Here is a 26153-nt window from a genome sequence, read left to right on the forward strand (position 1 = left end):
CGGCCGAATCGATTCATAGTCGATTATCGGAAATTCGGCGTCGAATCAGAACTGTTCACGAAACCCCGTCCACCATTCGCCGTCAGCCCGTGTCAAGAAAGCTTGGCCTGCATGAACGGCAGCCGTCACCTCGCTTCTGCGGGCATGCACCAAAGCCAGCGTCGGCGCCCGGTGATAGCTGCGGCACCGGTTGCGATACAGCGGATCGATAAGCCAGGCTTCCAGCCGGCCCTGCACGGCCGTCGCGCCGCGGCGGTCGGCATCGAGCAGCAGGGATGCGAAAATTTCGTTCTCGTTATTTTCGTCCGCGACGATCTGCATCACCTCCGCGATGCGGCTGGGCGAAAGGTAATAAAGATACCATCCCGACAGCTTACCGTTCGAATCGCGGACCTGCCGTCCGATCAGCGGACCCCGCGAGGTCACGCTCGACATCTCGTCCAGCAGCCAGGCCAGATAGGATTTGCCGTAATCGGGGTGAAGACGCCAGCGCGCCGAGAGCCTAGGCCAAGCCGCCGCCATGGCTTCCGGCGCGAGATCTTCCTCGACAAGCTTTTCGGTGGAACGTGCCGGACGCAACATGCCGTTTTTCAAGAGACTCCGTGCCGCACCGTCGAGCAGCACCGAAAGCGGTCGGGACATGCTTACGACCGGCCTGAGAGCAGGATGCTTCCGGCCGATGTATTGGCTGGCGAATGCCGCCGGCCGGAGTAACCGTATCCAGCCCAAGGAGTGCAGGTGCGCGGTCTGTCCTCCCAGTTGCTCCCACAAATAACGCCCCTGGTCGTTTGCGCCGTCGGTAATCGATAAATCCTGAGGACCGCCGAGAAAGTGCCGAAGCAAGAATACGCCGGCGCCCTTGGCCCTTGCCTCCGGAAGTGTCGCGAACGGTCCGCTGCACGCCATGCGTATCGGCCGGCCGTCGAAGATCATCCGCTGCACGCTCACTCTCAGAAATCCGCCGATTCGGCCTTGAGCATCCTCGTAGACCAGCGACGGAATCTCGGGATCGTAGCCTGGCGGATCGAGACACATGCGGCGTACATAATCGGCCAGTCGGTCCGGTGCCGCGGAGCGATCCGAGCGGAATACCCGTTCGAGGACTGCCGCTACCGCCGCGATGTCATTAGACGTGAGCGGGCGAATGGACTGGCGCCGCAGAATCCTGACTCGCGCCGGCTCAAGCGACATCGGTGAGATTCCGCCGGCTTTCGATATAAGCCGCAATTCGGCTTACCGAGCGAAATTTTTCCAGGTTCAGATCCAAGTCGTCGATCGATACCGAGATGCCGAACTCCCGCTCCAATTGAGCGATCAAGTTGACGAGCAGTAGAGAATCCAGCAATCCGGCGTCCACCAGATCGGTATCGGGCTCGGGAATTTCGATGTTGAGGCGATCGAAGAGGAGGCGCGTAACGGCTTGCATCAGTGACTCGGTGCTTTGAGGCATTTTGTTCTCCGGTGCTCATGGGCCAATAAATCGAATAGCAGACGGTCCAGGTATCGATCGCCCAACCGGTGACAGCGTCGTTGCCGCCCGATCGGTCGAAAACCGGTTTTCTCCAGAACGCGGATCGACGCGACGTTTCCCTCCACGGCCCACGCGTTAATCGCTTGCAGCCCCAAGCTGCCGAAGCCGTGGTCCAGTAACTGGCGGACTGCCTGGGTCGTATAACCGCCGGTTGCGTACGTCTTGTCGCCGAGCACGTACCATAAAGTGGCGGTTTTGAAGAAATCCGTGATGCTGCTGAGCCCGACGATGCCAATCGGCTGTTCGCTCTCCGGCGGCGCGAAAAGGCGTAAACAGTGGATGTCGCGCTGGACCATCACCTGCAACAGCATTGGCGTCAGGATTTGCACGTCGCCGCCGAAGTCCAGCCATCGATAGTTCTCTTCGGCAGCGAGCCAGTCGGCGGCGGTCGCCAACCACTTGCCGTCAAGGTTCCACAGCTGTGTCATGTTGAAAGAGGCTCCGCAAACGAGGCCGGTCGATTTTGCCGTTAGCGTTCTTGGGGAGTCGCTCCAGTGGCAGCCAATGCATCGGTAACGCATAGCCCGGGAGCAATCGAGACGCCTGCTCTCGCAAATGGGCTGCCGACACCGTTGAACCCTGCCGCGGTACGTAGGCGCAGCAGATGGCATTGCCCTCGAATCCGTCGGTCGGCATGGCTACTACGGCACATTCTTCGAGGCTCTCGATCGAATGGAATGCCGCTTCGACTTCTCCGAGCTCGATCCGGTAACCACGGCTCTTGATCTGGGTGTCGGCGCGTCCAACGAAGTAGAACAGGCCATCTTCGCCTCGTCTCGCCAGATCGCCGGTCTGGTAGATGCGGTCTTCGGAGCCCGCCGCGTGGGGATGGGGCAGAAAGGCCGCAGCGGTTTTCTCAGGGTCCTTCCAGTAACCGGGGCTCAGGCCCGCTCCCCCGATGTACAAATCGCCGATTTCGCCGGGCGGAACTTCGTTCAGTTTCGAGTCCAGCACCAGCAACTCTTCGCCGGCGCAAGCGGTGCCGATCGGAATGTTAGCCAGACCATTCCGTGGGCATTCGGGGACGGTGTAATAACTGCTTGCGATGGTTGCTTCGGTCGGACCGTAAAGATTGGTAAACCGGACGTGCGGCAGTCGCTGCATGAAATGGATGAGGATCGGAGTGGGCAATACCTCGCCGCACCACAACATCCGCTTGAGAACCGGAAAGTCGTTTTGCATCACGACCCCGTGCTTGGCCATGAAGTTCAATACCGATGGGACCGAAAACCACTGATTCAACTCGGCCGAGCGGATGAATTCGGCGAGTTTGTGCGGCAATAAATTGAGCGCAGACGGGATCATGTGCAGCTCGGCTCCCGCCGAAAGCGTGCCGTAGATGTCGAACATGGACAGATCGAAATGCAAGGGCGTGTGGCCCGAAATCCGGTCGCCGGGTTCGATGCCGAAGTAACTCCGTGCCCACTCCACGAAGGCGATCACGTTACGATGAGTGATGACCACCCCCTTGGGGACGCCCGTCGAGCCGGAAGTGAATAGAATGTGCGCGATATCTAGCCCGTTGTTTTCGGTCTCCGGCGGTACGGAAGGATATGTGTCCACCTCGGTCATATCGAAGCATGCGGTGAATTTCCGTCCGTTCAAGCGATATTGCTCGATCGAGCCGATCATCATGGGGTAGTCGCCGATCTCTTCAAGGATGTCATCCAAGAGTTTCACCGCCTCGGACGAGACCAGCGCTCCCCACGGCTCGGAAATTCTGATCATCGGTGCCAGGCGCGCGGGGGGGCTGGTCAGATCGATCGGAACATAAACCGCATCTGCCTTGAGCACGCCTAGCATGGCCACGACGGCAGCCGGCGATTTAGGCAGCAACAGACAAATTCGATCGCCGCGGCGGCAACCGGCTTTTAGCAAATGCCAAGCCAAGCGCGAGCTGGCTGAATCCAGTTCTCCGTAAGTCAAGGAGGAGCTTCCCAGGGTAACGGCGATGGCATTCGGGCGCAGCTCGGCCTGTCGGGAGACGTAATCTTGCAACAGTTCGGGCACGGTGCTTACCCCTTTAGGGATTCTAGGGCTTTGCGAAAAACGATTGCCGTATGCTCCAGTTCTTCCTCGCTGGGCGGGATATCGAGAATGAAAGTACGATAGCCGAGCCCGACGTAGCTGGCGATTTCCCGTGCCACCCGTTCGTAACAGCCCACCAGATAAGGGCAAAACGTCTGGTAATTGTGGAAGGGGCCGAGCCAATAGGGGTTATCGTCGTCCACGGCCGCTGCATGCGACGACAGCTGTTTATGCCAGTCGGAGTCCGACACTTTCATTGCGAGATGATGGGTCAGCTGTCCTTCGCGGGTTTCCGGAAAACGCTCTAAGGCGGCCCGCCATGCCTGCTCGGCCGAGGAACGTGCCACGATGCCCACCCGAACGCCGCAGGGCACTCCGACATTCTTTTCTACGCCTCGCTCTTCATTCGGAGGCAAGGGATACTTGATCGCCGTCGCGCCTATCGCGTGAGCCGCCGTCATGCCGGCATCCGACGAGCCCGATATCAGGATGCCCGGCTGCAACGAAGGCGGCAGCTGCGGAGACATCTTAAGATTGTGGATACGGTAATACTTTCCTTCGAAGCTTACGCCCGCCGGGCTTTCCAGCAGTTGCCGGATAATCGTCGTGTACTCGACCGTACGCGCGTAGCGCTCGTCATGGGGCGTATCATCGCCAAGGGCCGACAGATCGTTGCGGAAGCCGCCGGCCAGCATGTTCAAATAGACACGCCGCCCGTACAGAAATCCTAGCGTCGCGACTTTCTTCGCGGCCGTATAAGGGTGCATATAGATCGGCTGAACGGCCACCAGCGGAGCTAAGGTCGCAGTGTGTTCCAGAATGATTTGACTCACCAGCCACGGGTCCGCCAGCGAGTTGTCGGTGTAGACCAGAATGCCTCGGCATCCGATACGCTCGCTCCAGCGGGCTACCTCGATGACACGCTGTCGATAGGATTTCGGATCGCCGGTAGTGGATTGAGGGCAGGTCGAGAAAACGTCGATCGCGTCAAGACCGATGCGGCTTTCTCCGGAAAAATCGGCAGATGCACTGTTACGCTGAAGCTGCGACATAAAGCCTTCCTTGGAAATGTCGTTCCAGATCGTTGGTTAAAGCCTGCCTAGCGTGCGCAAAGCGGCCATTGTCCTTTTCGGCCGGGCAGTCGGATCGCGATTGGGCTTGACGCTTTTTCGATTCGGTGTCCGTGAATCTCTGAGTCAAGAATTGGCGTGTCGTTGCCCGATCGATACGTTCATATAAACGTCTTGTGGTCCGGTTCGCCCATTCGTACGTTTACCTATCTTGTCGGGTACGCCGTCTTCAAACGGTCAGCAAAATAGCGCTGCATGAATCGGCCCGTCATCGGCAGAATGGCGACGCCGAGGGATACGTAACCTAACCGGATTCTGCGCCATGCTTCTTGCATGCCCGAAAAATCACTCCGCTGTCGTACTCGGTCCAGGTAGAGCAGGATGGCGTCGCGTGCCCGGCCCGCATGCCCGGATGCCAGATTATCGATGGTCTGGTGAAGTTGAATGATGGTGGGATCGATTCCGTAATGGCGGAGAATATCCGCAACCTGCATATAGCCGGCCCCGAGTCCGCTCAACTCGATGGCGAGATTGAGACCCAGCAGTTCCGGGAAATAGCGGTCCTTGAGCAGCCCGATAGCCAGCATGTAAACCGGCAATTCAAACGCGGCGTCGGTTAATCTTCGATCCTGGGCGAAGCCTTCGGTCTCGAACTCGGGAATCGCCAAGTCCAAGCTCTCCAGCAGCCGTCGATAGACATTGGCATGATTGCGTCCCGGTCTGCCGTTTCCCACCTCGTCGGCATAGATATGCAACAGATGCCGTTCGATCTCGCCGAGATTTTCGGAGGCCGTCGGAATGGCGGCCAGCCAGCAGCCGTCGACCAGAATGGACGGCGCCAGTTGCAGAATTGCCCAAAGACAAAACTCCCGCCCAATCCTGGGATTGCCGTTCAGGGGACGATAGCGCGCGGCTTCCTGCCGATAAGCGGCTTCTATCCACTCGCTGAAGGCCGCCGGATGATAATGGCGCAAAGAACGACGGATCGGTTTCAGCAAGTCCAGCCATCGGCTGCGGCCAAGAATGCGCTTCACCGCGATCGTCGCTTCGGGCGGGCAGTCGCCGGCGGATTCGGCACGGAGCAGCGCGGAGAAGAGCCGTCGGCGGCTCATGGCAGGCGGCGAGGGCTGGTATTTTTTCGGTCCAGCGCGTGCGTTCTGTGGAGTTGGCACTGCACGGGGTTCGCTAATGGACCGGCGAGCCGTTTCGCCGGCGTCGATTGCTTCCGATTCGGCATCGGGATTTTCGATCCAGTTGAGACAGGACCGCCGTTCCTCTTCGGTGAACACGCCGAACATGGCGCCACCGAATTGCATGGCTCGAATCAGCCGGCCGGCGGCTGGACATCGGAGATCCACATAAGGCGAGGTGCGCAATGCTTCGAGCATCGCACCGGGATCGTCCTCGGCCTGTGCCAGCCATTGATCAAGGCTACGCTCTTGGAGCATCACCCGACGATGGTAGCCGATGGCGTACCGGCGCTTCGCCCTAACGATGTCGGCCATGGCGTCGGCGGCCGTCGGGCGTCGATTCCGGTCGGCGGAGAAAGCGAGCAGAAGTGATTCGAACGCATGGCGGTAGAGGTGCCAGCCGGCGCGGATACGCGCCAAGTGGCCGTATTCCCGGAGGTGGGACTCCAACGCAGCTGATGCCAAAGGGCGGACAGCGTTCGAAAATCGTTCCCGTGCCGAAATCCAAGCGGTTTCAGGGCTATCCGAGAGAGTAGCCCACCAAGCCGAATCCAAAAAGCAATGAGCAAGGGTGTAGCCCAGCAGCTCCGGAAAGAAGGTACGGGGTTTGTGCATCAGGCCGAGATGGAGGCAGGGCATGCGCAGGGCGAAATCGGGGAAACGCCGGTCGCTGAAAAAAGTAGGGCTGTAAATGGCCGGGAGCGTTATGGTCGAATTCGTCAACAAGCTCCGGAAATGTAGGGAAAGGGGCGGTGAGTCGTCCTCCAGCCCGATCGTTCGGCAGTAAATCGCAAATAGGTGACCGTGCGCGGACAAATGGCCCGTGGCCGGCTGGGATACGCGGGCCAGCCACGCGCCTTCGAGCAACGCGCTTGGACTGAGAGCCAAGAGCAACGATCGTCGTTCGGCTGGGTCGGCGACATTCGGCGCGTTAACCGGCACCCAGGTTTCGAGTTGGAAGTCGGGTCGATTTTGCTGCTCTTGAGCTTCGATCAAAGCGGCTTTCACGAACTCTTCGGCGGTTTGCAGAGTTCCTCGATCGGGAGGATCGTTCAGCAGAACCTGGCAAAGAGAGCGGAAATCCGGCGACGCGGTCATGGCTGAAGACCTGGCTTGGTGAACAGATGATCGTCGATGACCAGGGAGTCGAGGCCGGACGTGAGCAATACGCCGGCGGCGTCCTCCACGCTGTGCACGATGGGTTTGCCCATGACGTTGAAGCTGGTGTTGAGCAGGACCGGCACGCCGGTTCGTCGATGAAATTCGCCGAGCAGCGCATGAAAACGCGGATTCCAGTCTTGCTTGAGCGTTTGCAGCCGACCGGTGCCGTCGACGTGGACCACGGCGGGCACCTGGTCAAGTACGGTGGGCCTGAAGCGCAGGGTACGATCCATATAGGGGCTTTCCTGGTAGTTTTCGAAGAAATTCGGACCGTGCTCGTGCAGAACGACCGGCGCATAGGGACGGAAGCGTTCGCGGAATTTCACGTCTCGGTTGATGCGCTCGCCCATGTCCCGCGACCTGGGGTCGGCCAGGATGGAACGGTTGCCCAGCGCGCGGGGACCGAATTCCGCGCGGCCTTGAACCCAGCCCAAGATTTTTCCCTGGGCCAGAAGATCCGCGGCAGCGGAGATCACGGCTCCGTCCGGCAAGTGTCGAACCGGAAGTTGTGCGTACTGAGCGAGACGTTCAATGGCGTCGCGCTTGATGCGGCTACCTAAATAAGGCGAAAGGCGGCGGGGTTCCGTCCGGCTTTCCGGATGGTCGTCGTGAAACGCCAGCAGGGCTGCGCCTAAGGCGGTCCCGTCATCGGCAGGTGCCGGCGGGACGTACAGCGATTGGAACGGCGTATGTGCCAACAGCTGACCGTTGCAGACCGAGTTGAGCGCGCATCCTCCTCCGAAAGCCAGATTATCGGACGAGGCGAGTTCGTGGAGATTGGCGATGAGCCGGTTGACGGTCTCGGTGAAGAAATGCTGGCCGGTATGGGCCAAATCCGCGACGGCCTCCGGTGCTTGATTCTTCAATCTCCGACGGGTTATCAGGCGGTTCAGGTACTCGAAGAATCGTTCGTAATCGGGAGCCAGGCGCAAGCCCTCGATCCGCATCGTGCCGCGCAGCCAGCTCAAGACCTCCTCGTCGATCCGTCCGTAGGACGCGAGCCCCATGACTTTCCATTCCTCGCCGCCTATCCAATCGAAACCGCATAGCTCGGTGAGCTTCATATAGTAGAATCCCAAGCTGAGCGGGCCGCGTGCTTCGAAGAGAGGTTTCAGGCGTCCGTTGCGATAGGCGAAGAACGCCATGGAGCCTTCCTCGCCATAAGAATCGATTACCGCGCAGGCCGCCTCGTCGAAAGGACTCCCGTAACACGCCAGCGCGGCATGGGTCAGATGATGGTCGTAATGGCGGAAACGGACGGATGCGCCGGGAAAGTCGCGGCCCAATGTTCGCGCCAGGTTGAGCCCGATCCGCCGCATGGCGTGGTGCTGGCAAGCCAGCATGTGGTGGATCTGATACATTTCCAGCCACGTGGTAAGACGGCGTCCTTTGCCGTTCAGGATGCCCCGGGGCGACAGCCAGCCGAGCATCTTCGCGAGTCTTTCGTAGATCGGCCGGGATCGGCGCCAGTTGCAAGCAATGACGAACTCATCGGCATCGCCGCAATGCTCGCTCAGAAGCTTAGGGATAAGGTATAGGTTGTCCGGCTCGCAATTCAGGGCGCGCTTGTATTGAAGGTGGCGTTCGGTAGCCTCCGCGAATAAGATCTCGCCCGCATGGTTCAGGATGGACAGCGCCGGATCGTGATAGGTCGCGCAGAGGCCAACATAATACGTTCGGGTGTCGTGTTTTTTCATCGCCGATTCCGAAAGCCTATGGACATTCTAACGAAAACTGCGGGGGTCGGGATTCCGAGAACGGTTCGTCTGCCGGATTTTCTACCGCCTTGGTGGTGCGGTTTCGGTCTCAGCCTGTTTATGCCGATCTGCATTTTCGCGTTTTTCGCAACCGGCCCCCATCCGGCGGTTCAGGCCTTGGCTTGGACATTGCCGATGGGCGCACTCTTTGCGGCCGATTGTTTCGGTCCTTCCGAGCGGCGGTCGGTGCCTGCCGACGCTCCGCGCTGGTTTTTCGACGGAATCCTGTATGCGCTAGTTCTATTGCAGATACTGAACGCCCTCGCTTTGGGACTCTTGGTCTCGCGGCTTAGATGGGCCGGCCCGCTGGAAGTTGCGAATAGCCTGGGCAATCTGTTGGCCGTCCGGATCATGGCCGGAGCCAATTTTTGCTGCGCGGCAATTTGTCCTGCCCACGAACTCATCCACAAACATCGCCGATGGCACCGGATGCTGGGACGATTTCTGTTTGCCACCGTGTTTTACGATCATTTTTCGATCGCGCACAAGCGGGCTCATCATGCCATGCTGGGCAGTGCGCTGGATCCGTCGACCGCTATTGCTGGCGAATGCTACGAGGACTTTTTTCGGCGCGTGGCGATTCAACAATGGCGGATTGCCTGGAATGCCGATCGAAGGGCTACTTTGACCGGAGCGGCCGTCGAAGCCGTTTGGCTCGCAGCATACGTCTGGCTGTTCGGGCTCTTGGCGGCAGCGGTGTTTCTGCGATGCGCCTATCTCGCCATACGGATCTTGGAATCCGTCAATTACTTCCAGCATTACGGTTTGACCCAAGCCTCCGGCCGGTCGCGTTTAGCAGCCTGGCGCAACGACTCCGCGGTCAGCCTGTTTCTGTTTCTGGGCCTCACGCGGCACGCCGACCATCATCGTCGCCCCGGGATACCTTATCCGGAACTGTGCGCACCGACCGAAGGACCCGCCATGCCTTACGGATATTGGGGCATGGCGGTGATGGTGCTGAGGCGTAACGAGAAATACCGGGCTTGGGTCGATTCGCAAGAAAACGTATAAGATGACCGAAAGGGAGCGCTCGCGATTGTTCGCCCCTACCAATGCGCCAGCAAATGGGCCAGGCCGCGGATGGTAATGGTCGGCTTCCACGACGGATGATCGATGTTCTCCAACTGTAGCTCCGGCAGCCTGCGGAGCAGGGCGTCAAGCGCCGTCTCGAGCTCGATGCGCGCGAGCCGGGCTCCCAGGCAGTAGTGCATGCCGCCCCCGAAGGACAGCGGTTTTTGCGGAAGTTCGGCGCGTTCGATCAGGAATCGCTCGGGTTCTTTGAACACGGCCGGATCGCGGTTGGCTGCACCGAGATTGATGTAGACCGTCTCTCCTTGCTTGATCGTTACCGCCCCGACGGCGACATCCTGCATGGCAACGCGAGCGGCGATATGAACGGAAGTCTCGTAACGAAGACACTCGTTCACGGCTTGCGGCAGCAATGACGGGTTTCCTCGAAGCAAATCCAACTGCTCGGGATGCCGAAATAGTGTCAATAGCGCATTGCCAATCATATTGGCCGTGGTTTCGTGCCCCGCCAGAAACAGTAGCGCCATATTGGCGATGATTTCATCCTCGCTCAACCGATCTTCGCCTTCCCCGGCCTGAAGGAGCAAGGAAACCAGGTCATTGCCAGGATTTTTGCGACGTTCGCGGCAAATTTCGCGGAAATAGCGGTCGAATGCGTGCGAGGCCCGGTTGGCGGCGTCGATTTCGTCGGCACCGATCGGACTCAATTCGAACACCTTGACCAGTGCTTGGGTGTCGGCGAGGAATCGGAGGCTGTCCTCGAGATGTATATCGAGAAGTGCGCAGATGATCCGGACTGGAAGCGGATAAGCGAATGTATTGACCAAATCGGCGCGGCGGCTATCGATAAAGCCGTCTATCAGCCGATGAGTTTCCCGCTGGGCCAGATAGCGCAGCTCGGGGGCCTGTTTCACGCCGAAAGCTTTGCTGACGAGCGTGCGCAGCCGCGTGTGCTCCGGAGGGTTCATCAGCAGCATGAACCGATTCACCATCTGAAAGGCCGGCTCCATGACGGCGTCCTTTCCGTAGCGGCGGGCGACTCCCGCCAGAAAATCCTTGCCGAAGCGAGCGTCGCGGAGAATTCGGTTGGCATCCTGGTAGCGTGTCGCCAGCCAGATGCCGGGCATGAGCGGACAAATCGGTGCGTCACTGCGCAACTTGGCATAGGCCGGATAAGGATCGGCAAAGAAGGCGGGGGAGTCGAGATTGATGTTGAGCACGGTGTCCAATTCTGTCCAAGAGGTTGTTGGAGACGATCGAAGATACCCGATCCACGACGGATCCATAAACGGGAGATTTTTTCCGGCACAGTTCGCTCCTCGACCGGTTGCTTGCTACTTCGCCGTCACGCGGTGAAAATATCTTCTTTTAAGGATGTTCGAAATTTCCTTCCCTCATCAGGACCACACCTCGGCCGGAAGCAATAATCATGTCAGGACTTTTTGTCGATCCTCAGTTCTGGATCGGACTCGGCGAGATTATCGTCGTCAATATCATTCTCTCGGGCGACAACGCGGTGGTCATCGCTCTCGCCGCGCGTTCACTCCCGGAACAACAGCGCAATCTCGCCATAGTCTGGGGGTCGGTTGCCGCCATTTTGATGAGGGTTGTCCTCACCATAGTCGCAGTGGAAATGTTGCGGCTTCCTTATTTGAAGATCATCGGCAGCGTGCTGCTGTTCTGGATTGCCGTGCAGTTGCTATTGCCCGAGGGCGACGGCGGCGAGGGTGTCGACGACCACGATAATCTTATCGCTGCGATCCGGACGATCTTGATTGCCGATCTGGTCATGAGCCTCGACAACGTTATCGCAGTTGCCGCGGCGGCGAAAGGCAACGTACTGCTCCTGATACTCGGTCTGGCGATCAGTATTCCCCTAGTGATTTTCGGCAGCACCGTCATTCTGCGCTTGATGGACCGATTCCCGGTAATCATTGTGCTCGGGGCCGCTTTGCTCGGTTTCGTATCGGGCGAAATGCTGGTCACCGATCCGGCGTGGCCTGGGCCGGAGGGCCATTGGCTGCATGACGTGATCCCCTTTGTCGGTGCCGTTCTAGTGGTCTTGGCCGGCAAGTGGTTGGCGCAGCGTAAAGCGACGACGGTACCGCACCGAGTAGTGGATCTCGCCGCCGAAGACGAGCAGCCGAAATCGGGCAAAACGGGCTGACGCCACCTATTCCAGGAGAATACGAATGTTAAGAGTATTGGTTCCGGTCGATGGCTCCGAAAATTCGATCCGCGCCGTCGATCACGTGCTCAAAAAGGCAGCCTGGTACAAGGAGTCGCTGGAGATCCATCTCCTTAACGTCCAGCATCCGCTGCACGGGGAGGTACGTATGTTCCTCGATGCCGAACAGATCCGCGCTTTTCATCATGACGAGGGAACCAAGGCGCTAGAGTCGGCTCGTAAGATCTTGGATGGAGCCGGGCTTCCCTACATCGTTCATATCGGTGTCGGCAATCCGGCCGAGGTGATCGTACAGTACGCCAAAGAGAAGGCGTGCGATCAGATCGTCATGAGCGCCCGCGGCCTTGGTTCGGTCGCGGCTCTGCTCATGGGGTCGGTAGCGACCAAGGTCATCCATCTGAGCGAAGTGCCGGTTTTGCTTGTGAAGTAACCCCGTAGATGCGTGATCGCTCCGCCGCGTCATAATATGGATTGTGCGCGGCATGAACGGGTGCGGGCGCTCGTGACGTTCTCGCCTATCCAGGTTTCAAAGTGACTTGACGATCAGCCCGTTAGACTACAGGGCGACGGGGCTTGCAACCGAACGCGTCGGATTGCAAACCCCGTTATTTCATTTTGTCGATATCGAGTACTATCCGGCCGCTACGTTAAAACCGGTATTCCACGCCACCGAAGAAAGCCCGTCCATCGCCCGGATAAAACTGCGCCGCATCGCGTCCGTCGGCATTGGCGATGACGCCAGTGGTTGCCGCATATTTTTCGTCGGTCAGGTTCTTCGCCTCGAAGTAGGCGGAAAATCCTTGTTTGGTCCTGTAGCCAGCTCGGAAGCCCATGAGGGCATAGGCGTCGGAGGACAGTGTGTTGGCCAAGTCGACCGGGATGCGGGTAGCGGACCACTCCACGTTGGGGCCGGCGTAGAAGCCGGACGGATGCTCATAGCGGAGTTCCGCTCGCAAGTAGTGTTCCGGAATGCCTGGTAGGCGGTTGTTGCCGTAGGTCGGGTCGTTGTCGAAGCGGAAATCGTTCCACATGTAAGCCTGACGCAGAACGATGTTTTCTATGGGGCGGACCTCGAAACCGAGTTCGATACCTTGGTGTATGGTCGTGGAGTCGGCGTTTCGGGTGATCGTCGCCGTTCCGCTCGGATCCGCCGGATCACGCAGCTGCAGCAATTCGTTCTCGATCCACGCATGGTAGTAGGACAGGTCCCAGTTGACCATGCCCTCCTGTCCGCGCGTCCCGATTTCTACGGTGCTGCCGCGTTGAGCCGAAAGCTGAAGCGGGGTATTGCCAGATTGAAGGGTTAGTTCGCCGAATGACGGGGGCTCGAAGCTGCGGCTGAAATTCACATAAGCTTGGCTATTGGCCGTGAATTCCCAGCGCGCGCCGATTTTCGGGCTGACCCCGAAGAAATCCTGGTGGTCGCTTTGATCGCCATTGCTCAGGAAGCGATCGGTATATTCGCGTGAGGCATAGGACAGTTGAAGGCCGGTAACCAGGGCCAATTGATGCAAGATATAGTGTTGGTTTTCGCCGTAGAGATCGATGTTGATGGCGTCTTGCGTACTCTTGGCCCTTCTGGCGCCGCGGTGGCCGCCGACGTTGACGAAACGGTCGTCCTGGGTTCGGCCGCCGGTCGGATATAGACCCAGGATGAAAATATTCTTGCGGCCGAACAAGTCGTTTTCGTTGGTGTAACGGATGTTCATGCCGTAATCGTCGGAAACCTGGTCAAGAACCTGAAAAATAGGGTGATAAAGATCCTTGTAAGACCAGAAGCTGCTGATGTCGATGCGCTGCTTGTCGTCCCATCGCCAGGTAGTGGTATTGCCGAGCCGCATCAGCCTGAAGTCGCGCTTCTGCTGGCCTCTGAGGCTGCTTGGATTGGCCTGGGTCGGATCGTCTTCCAGTTGCGCTTTGGTTAAGCTTCCTGGTAGGTTCGATTGGGTGTTGACATAAGTGACGTAGAAGCGCGTTTCCAGGTTCTCATTGAAGCGATAGCCGAAATTGCTGAAGATGCGCTCGTTCTCCTGCTCGCTCCAGTTGCGAAAACCGTTGGTAGAAAAGAAGGTTCCGGAGATATAGTAATCAGCATCGCCGATCACTTGCCCTGAGCTCACCTGGGCACGGTAAGTGTCGAAGCTGCCGGATTCGAAGCGTAGCTGTAGAGGCGACGCGGTGTATCCGGTCCGGCTCACGAAGTTGATCGCTCCGCCAAGGGTGGTAGAGCCGTACATGAGTGCGTTAGCGCCGCGGTAAACTTCCACGTATTCGGCAGCCAGAGGCTCTACTGCCTGCATGTCGAAGCCTCCGTCGGCGAGGTTTAGCGGAACTCCGTCCTGAAGGAGTTTGATGCCGCGGCCGTGAAAGGTGCGTTGAATGCCGGAGCCTCGGATCGAGACCCGCGATTCCTCGGCACCGAATCGCGGTTGCACGTACACGCCGGGAGAGTAGTCGAGAACATCCTTGAGATTGGCGGCACGGCCCTTCTGATAGCTTTCCGCATCGATAATATCGACGCCTCCGGGAACCCGGTTAATCTGCTCGCGCGCGGTTTCGATATTAGGTACGGTGAGAGCTTGAGGTGCCGTATCGGCTTCGCCGGTAATCGTTAAAGTTGGTAACTGAGTGGGCTTGGTGTCATGATCGGCCCATGCTTTTCCCCCGATGGTTGCTCCGCTGCATAAGAGTGCGAGAGTCATCTTTAAATAGTGATTGCTCATCATTTTCGGACTTGTTGTTTTAGTTTTTTGAGACGGCTGTTAGCGTAAGCACTATTTGAGCCAGTCCGTCTTCAGGCCGAGAACTGGAGGATAGTTTGTCGGAAAGGTCGATCGGGGTGTGTGAAATCACGCATTCCTGGTCGGCGAAGTGAGGCAAATGACATGCTTGGGGTGGCGCGATAAGGGTTGGAAGTGCTCTGGCAATTTCTTGTTTTTTGCGCCCATGGCTGTCGTTGATGGAGATTGCAGGCCGATGTCGGTGACATTAATTGGTCAGCCAAAAAATTTCTTGCAGTACCCGCTTTGGGGTAGGGCATTTGCCGCATCGAGGTTTTGATGATGGGTGCGGCGGCGCTGCATCGGTGTAATAAATTTCTCACGCCGGTATTCGCGTGCGGTGCCGATGGTTGCGAGAGCTCGGGCAGTTCTCGGCAGAAAAATTGCAGAATGAACCTTCTTGAATATGCGCAGTCGAAAAGTCAGTGAAGAGGGAGGTAGATGTAGGCTTCTACGATTGTCCTTGCCCGTTTGAAGCATTTACACCGGGCGATATCCTGATAGTATTTGTAAACTATTTCAAAAAAATGGTCGGATTTATCCGACGAGGAAGTTAGACCGTGAATGACATGTTGAAGAACATAATTCTGTGGGTAGTCATCGCCGTCGTTTTGATGTCGGTTTTCAATAATTTTGGCTCCCGAAAGTCGGTCGATTCGACTATGTCGTATTCGCAGTTCATCTCGGCGGTGAACGAGGGGCAGATTAAGCAGGTGACTATCGACGGGCAAATGATCCGGGGCATGCTCGGGACCGGCGAGAAGTTCACTACTTACAGTCCTGGCGACGACCACTTGGTTGACGACCTGCTGAAGAACCATGTCGAGATCAAGGCTCAGCCGCCAGAATCTCAATCATTATTGATGCAGATCTTTATTTCGTGGTTCCCGATGTTGCTGCTGATTGCTGTGTGGATTTTCTTCATGCGGCAAATGCAAGGCGGTACCGGAGGAAGGGGGGCCATGTCCTTCGGTAAGAGCCGAGCTCGGCTGATCGAAGAAGATCAAGTCAAGGTGACGTTTGCCGACGTAGCGGGCGTTGAGGAGGCCAAGGAAGACGTTCAGGAGATGGTCGATTTCCTCAAGGATCCGAGCAAGTTTCAGAAGCTGGGCGGCAAGATTCCGCGCGGGGCTCTGATGGTCGGTCCGCCAGGGACCGGTAAGACTTTGCTGGCCCGAGCGATCGCCGGAGAGGCTAAGGTTCCGTTCTTTTCCATCTCGGGCTCGGATTTTGTCGAGATGTTTGTGGGCGTGGGTGCGTCCCGCGTGCGCGATATGTTCGAGACGGCGAAGAAAAATGCGCCGTGCATCATCTTCATTGACGAGATCGATGCGGTAGGCCGCCATCGTGGTGCCGGTTTAGGCGGTGGCCACGACGAGCGCGAGCAGACGCTCAATCAGTTGCTCGTCGAAATGGACGGTTTCGAAGGAAACGAAGGTATTATCGTCATCGCGGCAACCAACCGCCCCGATGTTCTGGATCCGGCGCTCTTGCGTCCTGGGCGCTTTGACCGTCAGATCGTCGTTGGACTACCTGACGTTCGTGGTCGCGAGCAAATCTTGAAGGTGCACATGAAGCGAGTGCCGATTGCCGACAACGTGGAAGTCGAATATCTGGCACGCGGCACCCCTGGATTTTCCGGCGCTGATTTGGCCAACTTGGTCAATGAGGCGGCTTTGTTCGCCGCCCGCAAGAATAAGCGCAGCGTCGACATGGAGGACTTCGAGAAAGCCAAGGATAAGATTCTTATGGGCGTAGAGCGCAAATCCATGGTAATGACCGACGAGGAGAAGCAGCTCACCGCTTATCACGAGGCAGGTCATGCGATTGTGGGACGGCTGGTTCCGGAACACGATCCGGTGTACAAGGTCAGCATCATGCCGCGCGGCCGGGCGCTGGGAATTACTATGTTTTTGCCGGAGCGTGACCAGTACAGTGCGAGCAAGCAGAAACTGGAAAGCCAGATTTCGAGTTTGTTCGGAGGACGTATAGCGGAAGAGCTCATTTTCGGCAAAGAAAAAGTGACGACCGGCGCTCAGAACGATATCGAGCGGGCTACCAATCTCGCGCGCAGCATGGTTACCCGATGGGGGCTCTCGGAACGTTTAGGGCCGTTGGCGTATAGCGAAGAAGAAGGCGAAGTATTCTTGGGACGCTCCGTCACCAAGCATAAAATGGTCTCCGAGGAGACGGCGCATCTGATCGATGAGGAAATTCGCTCGGTAATCGATCGCAACTATGAGCGTTCGGAGCGCTTGTTGCGAGAAAACATGGAAAAATTACATCTGATGGCTGAAGCCTTGATCAAGTACGAGACAATCGATCGTTTCCAAATCGACGACATTATGGAAGGCAAGGTTCCGCGTCCGCCGCAAAGCTGGGGCGAGGCGCCTCCGAGCGGTGGTGCTGCGGCGGGTTTGGGTGCTAAAGAGACTCCCAAGGCAAAAGGAGCTGGAGGCATCGGTAAAGCAGCGGAACAGCACTGATTCTGTTTGGTAGGCTTATTGAGACCCCCGGCACCGTGCTAGGTGCGGGGGGTTTTGTTTTTGTATGGATCGCCTACACTAGCTGACGAGCTTTTACGTTCAGTTGTCGGATAGAACTTGTCCGTTGGAATGGAGGGTAGTCGCTATGAAACTAAGGACATAGACGGCGCGGATAATTGCGTAATTTCCATGCTTCTTGAAAGCGGAAGGTATTAGTGTGTCCAAAAGGTGTCGACGGATCGGCTACTGCATAGAGCGTAAAATCAAAAATAATTGAATCTTTAGATTTGAAGGACGGCGAATGAAAAAATCGTACTTTGGTACAGACGGAATTCGCGGCAAAGTAGGGGAATATCCTATTACACCGGACTTTATGCTGAAGTTGGGTTGGGCGGCAGGCCGCGTGTTTTCGCTGGATCGCTACCCTTCCAATGTTCTGATCGGAAAGGACACCAGAATTTCCGGCTACATGTTCGAATCTGCTCTCGAGGCGGGGCTTGCGGCGGCGGGGATTAATACTCAGTTGCTCGGTCCCATGCCAACCCCGGCAATCGCTTATCTTACGCGGACGTTTCGAGCCCAGGCCGGGATAGTCATCAGCGCCTCGCACAATCCGCATTACGATAATGGGATTAAGTTTTTTGGGCCCGATGGCATGAAGCTTCCGGACGAGGTCGAGCTCCAGATTGAGGAGCAATTGGACAAACCCATGACGACGGTGGAGTCTTCAAGGATAGGCAAAGCGTCTCGCATCAGTGATGCGGTCGGGCGTTATATCGAATTTTGCAAAAGCACTATTCCGTCCCGCATCGAATTTACTGGATTCAAAATTGTTGTCGATTGCGCCCATGGCTCGACATATCACATCGCGCCCCATGTATTCGAGGAAGTTGGTGCGACGGTTGTCGCTATTGGCATTCAGCCCAATGGCTTGAATATAAACGACGGCGTCGGAGCTACCAAACCCGAGCGACTTAGCCGTGCGGTATTGGAAGAGCAGGCGGATTTTGGGATCGCCTTGGATGGCGACGGCGATCGGCTGATCATGGTCGATCATAAAGGGGAGATCGTCGATGGCGATGAACTCGTTTACATCATCGCTAAGTCCCGTATGGAGTGCGGTGGGTTAAGAGGGCCGATAGTCGGTACTCTGATGAGTAACTTAGGGTTAGAGCATGCGCTGGATGCGTTGGGGTTAGAGTTTAAGCGCGCTGCGGTAGGAGATCGTTACGTGATGGAAATGATGCTTCAGCATGACAGCGTGCTCGGTGGTGAAAGTTCAGGTCATATCATATGCCGGGACCGGATTACGACCGGCGATGGTATTGTTTCTGCTTTGCAGGTTATGGCAGCGATGCACGAGGCGGGCAAATCGCTTAACGAATTGAAGAGCGACATGGTCAAATACCCTCAGTGTTTGGTGAACGTGAAGGTGCGGGACAAAGTCAATTTGGATGAAATCGAGCCGGTTCAGAAGTTGAAAAATGAAATTCAGCGTGAACTTGGCAGCAAGGGGCGTATTTTGCTCAGACCGTCGGGAACCGAACCGCTAATTAGGATTATGGTTGAAGGGCAAGACGCTCATGTTGTTCGTGCTACGGCCGACCGTCTCGCAAATGCCGTCTCTTCGGCGCTGACCTAGAGATGTGTTCGTGGCGGTTATTAGATGCGCGATGATTTCATTAGCAAAAATTGAGTCGAGGTAGTCAGTCGATGCGTATCTTGCACGCGATGATTCGGGTTGGAGACTTAGAACGGTCGATTCGCTTTTACACTGAAATTCTCGGAATGAAACTATTGAGAAAGGAGGATTTTCCTGATGGAAAATTCACTCTGGCATTCGTAGGGTTCGGTGACGAACGCCACGATTCGGTGATTGAATTGACTTACAACTGGGGTGTTCATGGCTATAACTTGGGCGATGCCTTTGGGCATATCGCGATCGAAGTCGAGGACATCTACGACGCTGTCGAGCGTATAAGACGCGCTGGCGGCGAAATTTTACGCGAAGCCGGCCCCATGAAGTACGGCACCACGGTCATTGCCTTCGTGGCGGATCCGGATGGTTACAAAATTGAATTAATCGGAAAAGAATAAAGGGCTATTGCGCTTATTTTTCATATATTAATGGCAGCTACAGTCAGGTATTGTGCCTGGCGAAAAAATGAGAGATTTGTTTTAATACTGGCTGAGCGTCGGTCTTATAACAATAAGGAGAAAGAGGATGTCAAAAGGGCAAAATTTACAAGATCCGTTCCTAAATGCGCTTAGAAAAGAACATGTTCCGGTTTCGATCTATCTCGTAAACGGGATCAAGTTACAAGGTAAAGTGGATTCTTTCGATCAGTACGTGATCATACTCAAGAACACTGTAAGCCAAATGGTTTACAAGCATGCCATTTCCACGATTGTCCCTGCGCGTCAGGTCCGTCTACCCCATGCGGCGGAAGGATTGGAAGACGAGGGTTAATCGACAGTTCGGTTCAAGCCGTAAGATGGTGATGTCGAAGTTGGTCTGGGAGAAGAGTTTACTTGTTTGAGAGGCCGAAGTCCGGCGAGCGTGCCGTGCTTGTTCATTTGGCCGCTCAGGACGAGACCGAAGCTCTTGTAGAACTTCAGGAACTCGCCTCATCAGCCGGGGCGGAGTTTGTAGCTACGGTGACAAGCAGGAGACACACGCCCGATCCTCGTTATTACATCGGAAAAGGGAAACTTGACGAGTTGGCCCGGATTGTCCGGGAGAACGAAGCAGAGCTGGTTCTTTTCAACCATCCTTTAACGCCCAGCCAAGAGCGTAATTTAGAGAGAGAGCTTTCGGTCAGGGTTGTCGATCGCACCGGATTGATTCTCGATATCTTCGCTCAGCGGGCCCAATCCTTCGAAGGCAAACTCCAGGTTGAATTAGCACAGTTGCGGCACCTATCTACTCGTTTGGTGCGTGGCTGGACTCACTTGGAACGTCAAAAAGGGGGTATCGGCCTCCGTGGTCCTGGGGAGACACAGCTTGAGACGGACAAGCGTTTAATTGCTGATCGAATACGGCTGATTCAAAAACGGCTGGAGAAAGTCGAGCGGCAACGCAATCAGGAACGCTCCGCTAGACGGCGGGCGGAGTTGCCGGTTGTCAGTTTGGTGGGATATACAAATGCCGGCAAATCGACTCTCTTCAACGCGTTGACGGGGGCTGGCGTTTATGCGGCAAATCAGTTATTTGCTACGCTCGATCCCACCTTGCGACGCTTGCAGTTAACGCCGAGTTTGACGGTAATTCTAGCTGACACGGTCGGATTTATCCGGCATTTGCCACATGAGCTGGTTGCAGCATTCCGTTCGACTTTGAAGGAAGCGGTGGACGCAGATTTATTGCTTCACGTTATTGATGCGAGTGATGAGCGGTCTGACGAAACCATATCGGAAGTCAATCGGGTTCTGAGCGAAATCGGAGCTGATCGAGTAAGACAGATTCAGGTCTTTAACAAGATCGATCGGGTTGCGGATATTGAGCCGCACGCTGAGAGAAACGCGAGCGGAGATGTCGCAAAAGTATGGTTGTCCGCCAAGACAGGTGCTGGTCTGCCTTTGCTTCACGACGTTTTAGAGGTTCTTTTTCGTCGCGAAGTGATTCACCGCAGAATTCACTTGGGTCCGGAAAACGCCGGATTGAGGGCACGGTTATATAACGCAGCGCAGATCTTGAGAGAAGAATCGGACGGAACCGGAGGGTGGGATTTGGAAGTCGAGCTTCTCAAGCGGGATGTGAAGTTATTGCATGAGCTCGACGAGCTGCAGGATTCAATTAGTGCTTAATCATCTCGATCTGGTAACAATAATGCCGGGGCATAGCATGCTTCTACCGTGAAGCACTGGGCCAGTGGAGAGCGTTCCGGCTTCCTCTCAAATGCTCGTTTTTGTATATCCAACCATTTTCCTAGATAATTCTAATATTCATGCCGCAGTAGCGGCTTTGTTATAGCTCTAGAAGAGCATCAAGTTCTGTACTATAGGAGTCATCCAATGTCCTGGAACGAACCGGGCGGTAATAAAAAAGATCCGTGGAGCGGGCGTGATCAGCAGGAGACGCCTCCGGACTTGGAAGAAGTCATGCGCGGATTACACGAAAGGATAGGGAGGTTTTTCGGTGGCGGTGAAAATGCGCCCATGAGGACGATCGGTTTATTTCTCCTGATTGCCTTGGCTGTATGGGGGCTAACCGGTATTTATCTCGTAGACGAAGGGAGTCGCGGCGTCGTTACGCGTTTCGGCAAATACGCTGATACCACCATGCCTGGGCTGCATTGGCACATGCCTGCGCCAATAGAGCACGTTCAGGTGGTCAATATGGAGCAGCAACGTTTTCTGGAAGTAGGGTATCGCTCCGGCGGGCGTCAGCAATCTTTGGGGTCCGTGCCCAGGGAAGCCCTTATGCTCACGCAGGACGAAAATATTATCGATATCCGATTAGCGGTTCAGTATCAGATCAAGGATGCGAAAGATTATCTTTTTAATGTTGCTGATCCGGACGAAACCTTGAAGCAGGTTATTGAAAGCGCCGAACGTGCGGTTATCGGGAAGAGTACGATGGATTTCGTGTTGACGGAGGGACGGGGCAAGGTTGCCGACGAGATCAAGAACGAAATTCAACAAACGCTGGATCAATATCAAACCGGAATCAGAGTGAGCAATGTGAGCTTGGTGGATGCTCAGGCTCCGGAAGAAGTCCAGGCAGCATTCATGGACGCGATCAAGGCAAGGGAAGATGAGCAGCGCCTGAAAAATGAAGCGGAAGCTTATGCGAATGAAGTCGTGCCAAGAGCAAGGGGTGCCGCGGCACGTGTCTTGGAAGAATCGGAAGCGTATAAACAGCGCGTAATTGCCAGAGCAGAAGGTGACACGAGTAGGTTCAAACAGTTGCTGGCGGAGTACGACAAGGCTCCGGAGGTTACGCGAGAGCGCCTCTATCTCGATACGATGGAGGAAGTGCTTGGACGCACGGGTACGTTATTGATCGATGTCAAGAACAGCAATAATTTGTTGTATCTGCCTATAGATAAACTTCAAAAAGCTGCGTCGCCCCTGATGCCGCCCAGAGATGCCGACAATGCCACGATTACTACTCCGGAAGTATCGGACAGCGGGGCCCCTAGAACTATCCGATCAACCACTCGAGGTCGTGAAGGAAGGGGACAATAATGATTAGTAAAAATACCCTAATTCTTGCGTTTGTTTTTATTTTGCTGGTAATTACTGCTACCTCCATATTTACTGTATCGGAGACGGAAAGAGCCTTATTGCTGGAGTTTAAGAAAATCGTTCGAACAGACTTCGAGCCGGGGTTGCATTTCAAGCTTCCATATCAAGAGGTGAAGAAATACGATGACCGAATCCTCACATTGGAGTCCAAGCCCGAGCGGTTTCTCACCTCTGAAAAGAAAAACGTAATCGTTACTTGGTTCGTGAAATGGCGGATCGAAGACGCGACGAAATTCTATAAGGCAGTCGGTGGGGATAAGGCAGCGGCAAATATTCGTCTCGATCAGATAACGAAAGACGCATTGCGGAACGAATTCAGCAAGCGAACTATCCGCGAGGTGGTTTCCTTAGAGCGTGGCCAGATCCGCGATCTACTGATTAAGACGGTGAACCCTGTAGTAGATGATTTGGGAGTCGAGGTTATCGATATTCGTGTGAAAGGAATCGATTTGCCGGATGAGGTAAGTTCATCGGTCTACCGACGGATGGAAGCCGAACGCGCCCGGGTTGCGAGAGATTTCCGTTCGCGTGGTGCGGAGGCAGCCGAACGTATTCGTGCGGAAGCAGACCGTCAGCGGGAGGTGATACTTGCTGATGCCTATAGAGACTCGGAGATCAGGCGTGGTGAGGGCGATGCCACGGCATCGGAGATTTATGCTCAGGCATATAGCAGAAATCCAGAGTTCTTCGAGTTTTATCGAAGCTTGTATGCTTACAGGCAAGTGTTCAAGGACGAGAACGATATGATCGTGTTGGAGCCTGATTCGAAATTCTTCCAGTACTTCAAAAAGCCAAAGTAACCGGACTGTTGCTCCCGCATATTTTCTATTGCCCCTTTGTCCAGTCGACAGGGACAAAGGGGCGGACCGTTTGCCGTTGGCAAAGGATTCTCACACACTGCTAGGGTCAATATGAGCCTCGCGGTAACATAACTGTCGCCTAATCCATCCAGATTTTTTTCCGTTTGCTGAGCTCACCGAATTCGATGCTAACCGAAGATAATTGGCTGTTGCCAGAAGGTATTGATGAGGTCTTTCCGGAAGAAGCCGAGCGTTTGGAGCAGCTACGTCGAAAGATCATCGATCTGTTCGCCAGCTGGGGCTATCGGCTGGTGATGCCGCCGCTGATTGAATTCATTGAATCGCTTTTGACTGGATCGGGCAACGATCTTGATTTGCAGACATTCAAGATCATCGATCAGATCAGTGGTCGATTAATGGGGATACGTGCTGATATGACGCCTCAGGTTGCGCGTATCGATGCGCGCAACCTTGGCACCGATACGCCGACACGGCTCTGTTACATGGGAACGGTGCTGCACACGCAGTCGGATCATCTCGAAAAGTCCCGGAGCCCATTGCAGGTTGGGGCCGAATTGTACGGACATGCGGGTAATGCCAGCGACATGGAGGTTATCTGCTTGATGTTGGAGATGCTTGCCATTGCAGGTATTGAAAACGTACATCTGGATCTGGGACATGTAGGCATCTATCGGGAGTTGGCACGTCAGGCCGGTTTGAATGCGCAGCAGGAGGCGGAGCTGTTTGAAATTCTTCAGCGGAAAGACTATCCGGAATTGGTAACTTTATTACATTCGCTGACGGTTAGCGATTCTTCCACCGAGATGTTGGAAGCGCTGATCGATCTAAATGGACATGAGGGTGTCATAGAGAAAGCTAGAAAGCGATTGGCAACCGCCAATGAGTCGGTACATCGCGCTTTGATGGATTTGGAATCCATTTCGAAGAGTTTGACAAGCTTGTTCCCGGCCTTACGAATCAATTTCGACCTTGCGGAATTGCGTGGTTATCACTACAAAACGGGTGTCGTATTTGCCGCTTTTGTGCCGGGTTACGGCAGAGAAATTGCACGTGGCGGCCGTTACGATGAGATCGGAAAAATTTTCGGGCGCGCTCGTCCGGCGACGGGTTTTAGCGCCGATTTGAAGGTTCTGGCACGATTGGCCAACGGAAAAGACGATGATACGCCTAGTTTGCGCATTTTTGCGCCCGCCGTAGACGATCCCGATTTGCACGAAATAGTGCGTAATTTGCGCGGCGCCGGGCAAACGGTCATTCAGGCGTTGTATGGACAAACTGGCGAGGCTCGCGAGATGGCATGTTCACACTACCTTCAAAAGCAGGGGCTAACTTGGGAAGTCTTTCCCGTTAGCGATTGAGCCCAAAATTACCTCGAAAAATGAAACGCTAATCTGGAATCAAGAATGGGTAAAAACGTCATAGTCATCGGCACCCAGTGGGGCGATGAAGGTAAAGGTAAACTTGTCGATTTGCTGACGGAGCGTGCAGATGCAGTCGTCCGTTTCCAGGGTGGTCACAACGCAGGGCATACCTTGGTAATCGACGGCCAAAAGACGGTATTGCATTTGATACCTTCCGGCGTTTTGCGGGAATCGGTGAAATGCTTGATAGGCAATGGCGTGGTGTTATCGCCCCGCGCTTTGTTGGAAGAGATTGCGCTGCTGGAGAAAGCCGGTATTCCGGTTCGGGATAGGCTTACGATCAGCGAAGCCTGTGCCTTGATATTACCCATTCACGTCGCGTTAGATGTAGCGCGTGAAAAATCTCGTGGCGATAAGGCTATCGGTACGACAGGAAGAGGTATCGGTCCCGCTTATGAAGATAAAGTGTCGCGGCGAGGGTTACGCGCCGGCGATCTTATGTATCCCGCCGTGTTTGCCGAAAGGTTACGCGAACTCCTGGATTATCATAATTTCGTACTCAGCGGGTATTACCGGCAGTCTCCGCTCGATTATCAGCAAGTGCTGGACGAAACGATGGCATTGGGTGAGCAGATTAAACCCATGCTGGGAGATGTGGCGGGTATGCTGCATGCTTATCGTGATGAGGATAGAAATGTCCTCTTCGAAGGCGCTCAAGGCGCAATGCTGGATATCGATCATGGCACTTATCCTTATGTGACCTCGTCTAATACTACGGCGGGCGGCGCAGCATCCGGTAGCGGAATGGGCCTGCTGGATTTCGATTATGTATTGGGTATCACCAAAGCCTATTCGACACGCGTTGGAAACGGACCTTTTCCGACGGAACTGTCGAATGAGATTGGCAAGCATTTATCCGCGAAAGGCGCGGAATTCGGTGCTACTACTGGACGAGCGCGTCGCTGTGGCTGGTTCGATGCCATCTTGATGAAGCGTTCGGCGAAACTCAACAGTCTGAGCGGGTTGTGCCTGACGAAATTGGATGTTCTGGATGGGCTGGAAAAGATCGGAATTTGTACGGCTTATCGATATAAAGGAGGGGAGATTCGTACGGTACCAATCGGCGCCGATAGTTATGCTCAGTGCGAGCCCGTTATCGAGGAGCTTTCAGGGTGGCAAGAGTCTACTGCCGGCATTACCTCGTATGAGAACCTTCCGGCAAATGCGAGAGCCTATATTGACCGGATTTCAGAATTGGTCGGTGTGCCAGTGGATATTCTCTCGACCGGTCCTGATCGCAGCGAGACGATAATTCTGAAGAATCCCTTCGATTGAGGGACGACTAAGGATGGTGCCGAGGAGAGGACTTGAACCTCCACGGGTCTCCCCACATGAACCTGAATCATGCGTGTCTACCAATTTCACCACCTCGGCAAGAGGCGAGTCGAGCGACTCAATTGAGTCGCGAATTTTGTTACTTATCGGTTAAATTGTCAATACC

General features: G+C 55.4%; 21 protein-coding genes and 1 tRNA gene. 12 read left to right on the plus strand and 10 right to left on the minus strand.

The annotated features are described in order from the left end of the window. Positions 1-45: 45 nt before the first annotated feature. The 7 genes from JOD69_RS08580 to JOD69_RS08610 all read right to left on the minus strand — a co-directional run bounded on the left by JOD69_RS08580 (position 46) and on the right by JOD69_RS08610 (position 8677). Positions 46-1191, minus strand: a complete 1146-nt coding sequence (locus JOD69_RS08580) for a hypothetical protein (RefSeq protein ID WP_086134110.1) — start codon at positions 1189-1191, stop codon at positions 46-48. Next, the gene (locus JOD69_RS08585) at positions 1181-1426 is read right to left on the minus strand and encodes a phosphopantetheine-binding protein (protein WP_210023892.1); all 246 of its coding nucleotides are present in this window, start codon (positions 1424-1426) and stop codon (positions 1181-1183) included. The genes JOD69_RS08580 and JOD69_RS08585 overlap by 11 nt, the downstream gene beginning before the upstream one ends. Further along, positions 1426-1959: a GNAT family protein gene (locus tag JOD69_RS08590; RefSeq protein WP_133718148.1), complete on the minus strand. Its 534-nt coding sequence runs from the start codon at positions 1957-1959 to the stop codon at positions 1426-1428. The genes JOD69_RS08585 and JOD69_RS08590 overlap by 1 nt, the downstream gene beginning before the upstream one ends. Beyond that, on the minus strand, positions 1937-3541 hold the full coding sequence (locus JOD69_RS08595; RefSeq protein WP_086134112.1) for an amino acid adenylation domain-containing protein: 1605 nt from the start codon (positions 3539-3541) through the stop codon (positions 1937-1939). Before JOD69_RS08595 ends, JOD69_RS08590 begins: the two co-directional genes overlap by 23 nt. Before the next feature lie 5 nt (positions 3542-3546). Then, positions 3547-4611 carry an LLM class flavin-dependent oxidoreductase gene (locus tag JOD69_RS08600; RefSeq protein ID WP_086134113.1) on the minus strand — a complete coding sequence of 355 codons (1065 nt, stop codon included), beginning with the start codon at positions 4609-4611 and terminating at the stop codon, positions 3547-3549. Between the two features lie 224 nt (positions 4612-4835). After that, positions 4836-6917, minus strand: coding sequence for an iron-containing redox enzyme family protein (locus JOD69_RS08605; RefSeq protein ID WP_086134114.1), 2082 nt, complete (start codon positions 6915-6917; stop codon positions 4836-4838). Further along, complete coding sequence (locus JOD69_RS08610) at positions 6914-8677, minus strand: carbamoyltransferase C-terminal domain-containing protein (protein WP_086134115.1); 1764 nt, start codon at positions 8675-8677, stop codon at positions 6914-6916. The genes JOD69_RS08605 and JOD69_RS08610 overlap by 4 nt, the downstream gene beginning before the upstream one ends. Before the next feature lie 18 nt (positions 8678-8695). On the opposite strand from JOD69_RS08610, the gene JOD69_RS08615 reads away from it, so the two are divergent. Beyond that, the gene (locus JOD69_RS08615; protein WP_168183804.1) at positions 8696-9748 is read left to right on the plus strand and encodes a fatty acid desaturase; all 1053 of its coding nucleotides are present in this window, start codon (positions 8696-8698) and stop codon (positions 9746-9748) included. Positions 9749-9783: 35 nt separating this feature from the next. On the opposite strand, the gene JOD69_RS08620 is transcribed toward JOD69_RS08615, so the two are convergent. After that, a complete protein-coding gene (locus JOD69_RS08620) occupies positions 9784-10986 on the minus strand; it encodes a cytochrome P450 (protein ID WP_240506944.1) in 1203 nt (400 codons plus the stop codon). 209 nt (positions 10987-11195) lie between these two features. Here JOD69_RS08620 and JOD69_RS08625 point away from each other — a divergent pair, with 209 nt between their 5' ends. Next, positions 11196-11933: a TerC family protein gene (locus JOD69_RS08625; protein ID WP_086134118.1), complete on the plus strand. Its 738-nt coding sequence runs from the start codon at positions 11196-11198 to the stop codon at positions 11931-11933. 25 nt (positions 11934-11958) lie between these two features. Then, positions 11959-12384 (plus strand): universal stress protein, encoded by a 426-nt coding sequence (locus JOD69_RS08630; protein ID WP_086134119.1) that lies wholly within the window; start codon positions 11959-11961, stop codon positions 12382-12384. Positions 12385-12601: 217 nt separating this feature from the next. On the opposite strand, the gene JOD69_RS08635 is transcribed toward JOD69_RS08630, so the two are convergent. Then, on the minus strand, positions 12602-14677 hold the full coding sequence (locus tag JOD69_RS08635) for a TonB-dependent receptor (RefSeq protein ID WP_210023893.1): 2076 nt from the start codon (positions 14675-14677) through the stop codon (positions 12602-12604). A gap of 626 nt (positions 14678-15303) precedes the next feature. Here JOD69_RS08635 and ftsH point away from each other — a divergent pair. The 9 genes from ftsH to JOD69_RS08680 all read left to right on the plus strand — a co-directional run bounded on the left by ftsH (position 15304) and on the right by JOD69_RS08680 (position 25987). After that, the gene (gene ftsH, locus JOD69_RS08640) at positions 15304-17220 is read left to right on the plus strand and encodes an ATP-dependent zinc metalloprotease FtsH (protein WP_156879779.1); all 1917 of its coding nucleotides are present in this window, start codon (positions 15304-15306) and stop codon (positions 17218-17220) included. Between the two features lie 301 nt (positions 17221-17521). Further along, positions 17522-18862 (plus strand): phosphoglucosamine mutase, encoded by a 1341-nt coding sequence (gene glmM / locus JOD69_RS08645; protein ID WP_077730577.1) that lies wholly within the window; start codon positions 17522-17524, stop codon positions 18860-18862. A 71-nt stretch (positions 18863-18933) separates the two neighbouring features. Beyond that, positions 18934-19317, plus strand: a complete 384-nt coding sequence (gloA, locus tag JOD69_RS08650) for a lactoylglutathione lyase (protein WP_077730578.1) — start codon at positions 18934-18936, stop codon at positions 19315-19317. Between the two features lie 127 nt (positions 19318-19444). Further along, positions 19445-19690 (plus strand): RNA chaperone Hfq, encoded by a 246-nt coding sequence (gene hfq, locus JOD69_RS08655; protein ID WP_077730579.1) that lies wholly within the window; start codon positions 19445-19447, stop codon positions 19688-19690. A 62-nt stretch (positions 19691-19752) separates the two neighbouring features. Then, entirely contained in the window at positions 19753-21027 is a 1275-nt protein-coding gene (gene hflX, locus JOD69_RS08660) for a ribosome rescue GTPase HflX (RefSeq protein WP_086134121.1), read from the plus strand. A gap of 207 nt (positions 21028-21234) precedes the next feature. Next, the gene (gene hflK / locus JOD69_RS08665) at positions 21235-22410 is read left to right on the plus strand and encodes an FtsH protease activity modulator HflK (RefSeq protein ID WP_077730581.1); all 1176 of its coding nucleotides are present in this window, start codon (positions 21235-21237) and stop codon (positions 22408-22410) included. Then, the gene (gene hflC / locus JOD69_RS08670) at positions 22410-23270 is read left to right on the plus strand and encodes a protease modulator HflC (RefSeq protein WP_086134122.1); all 861 of its coding nucleotides are present in this window, start codon (positions 22410-22412) and stop codon (positions 23268-23270) included. Before hflK ends, hflC begins: the two co-directional genes overlap by 1 nt. A gap of 185 nt (positions 23271-23455) precedes the next feature. Next, positions 23456-24649 carry an ATP phosphoribosyltransferase regulatory subunit gene (locus JOD69_RS08675; protein ID WP_086134123.1) on the plus strand — a complete coding sequence of 398 codons (1194 nt, stop codon included), beginning with the start codon at positions 23456-23458 and terminating at the stop codon, positions 24647-24649. 45 nt (positions 24650-24694) lie between these two features. Continuing rightward, entirely contained in the window at positions 24695-25987 is a 1293-nt protein-coding gene (locus JOD69_RS08680; RefSeq protein ID WP_086134124.1) for an adenylosuccinate synthase, read from the plus strand. 14 nt (positions 25988-26001) lie between these two features. Here the strand turns inward: JOD69_RS08680 and JOD69_RS08685 are convergent. Further along, a tRNA-Leu gene (locus JOD69_RS08685) sits at positions 26002-26086 on the minus strand. Positions 26087-26153: the final 67 nt, after the last annotated feature.

The organism is Methylocaldum sp. RMAD-M (assembly GCF_017832375.1).
GTDB lineage: Bacteria > Pseudomonadota > Gammaproteobacteria > Methylococcales > Methylococcaceae > Methylocaldum.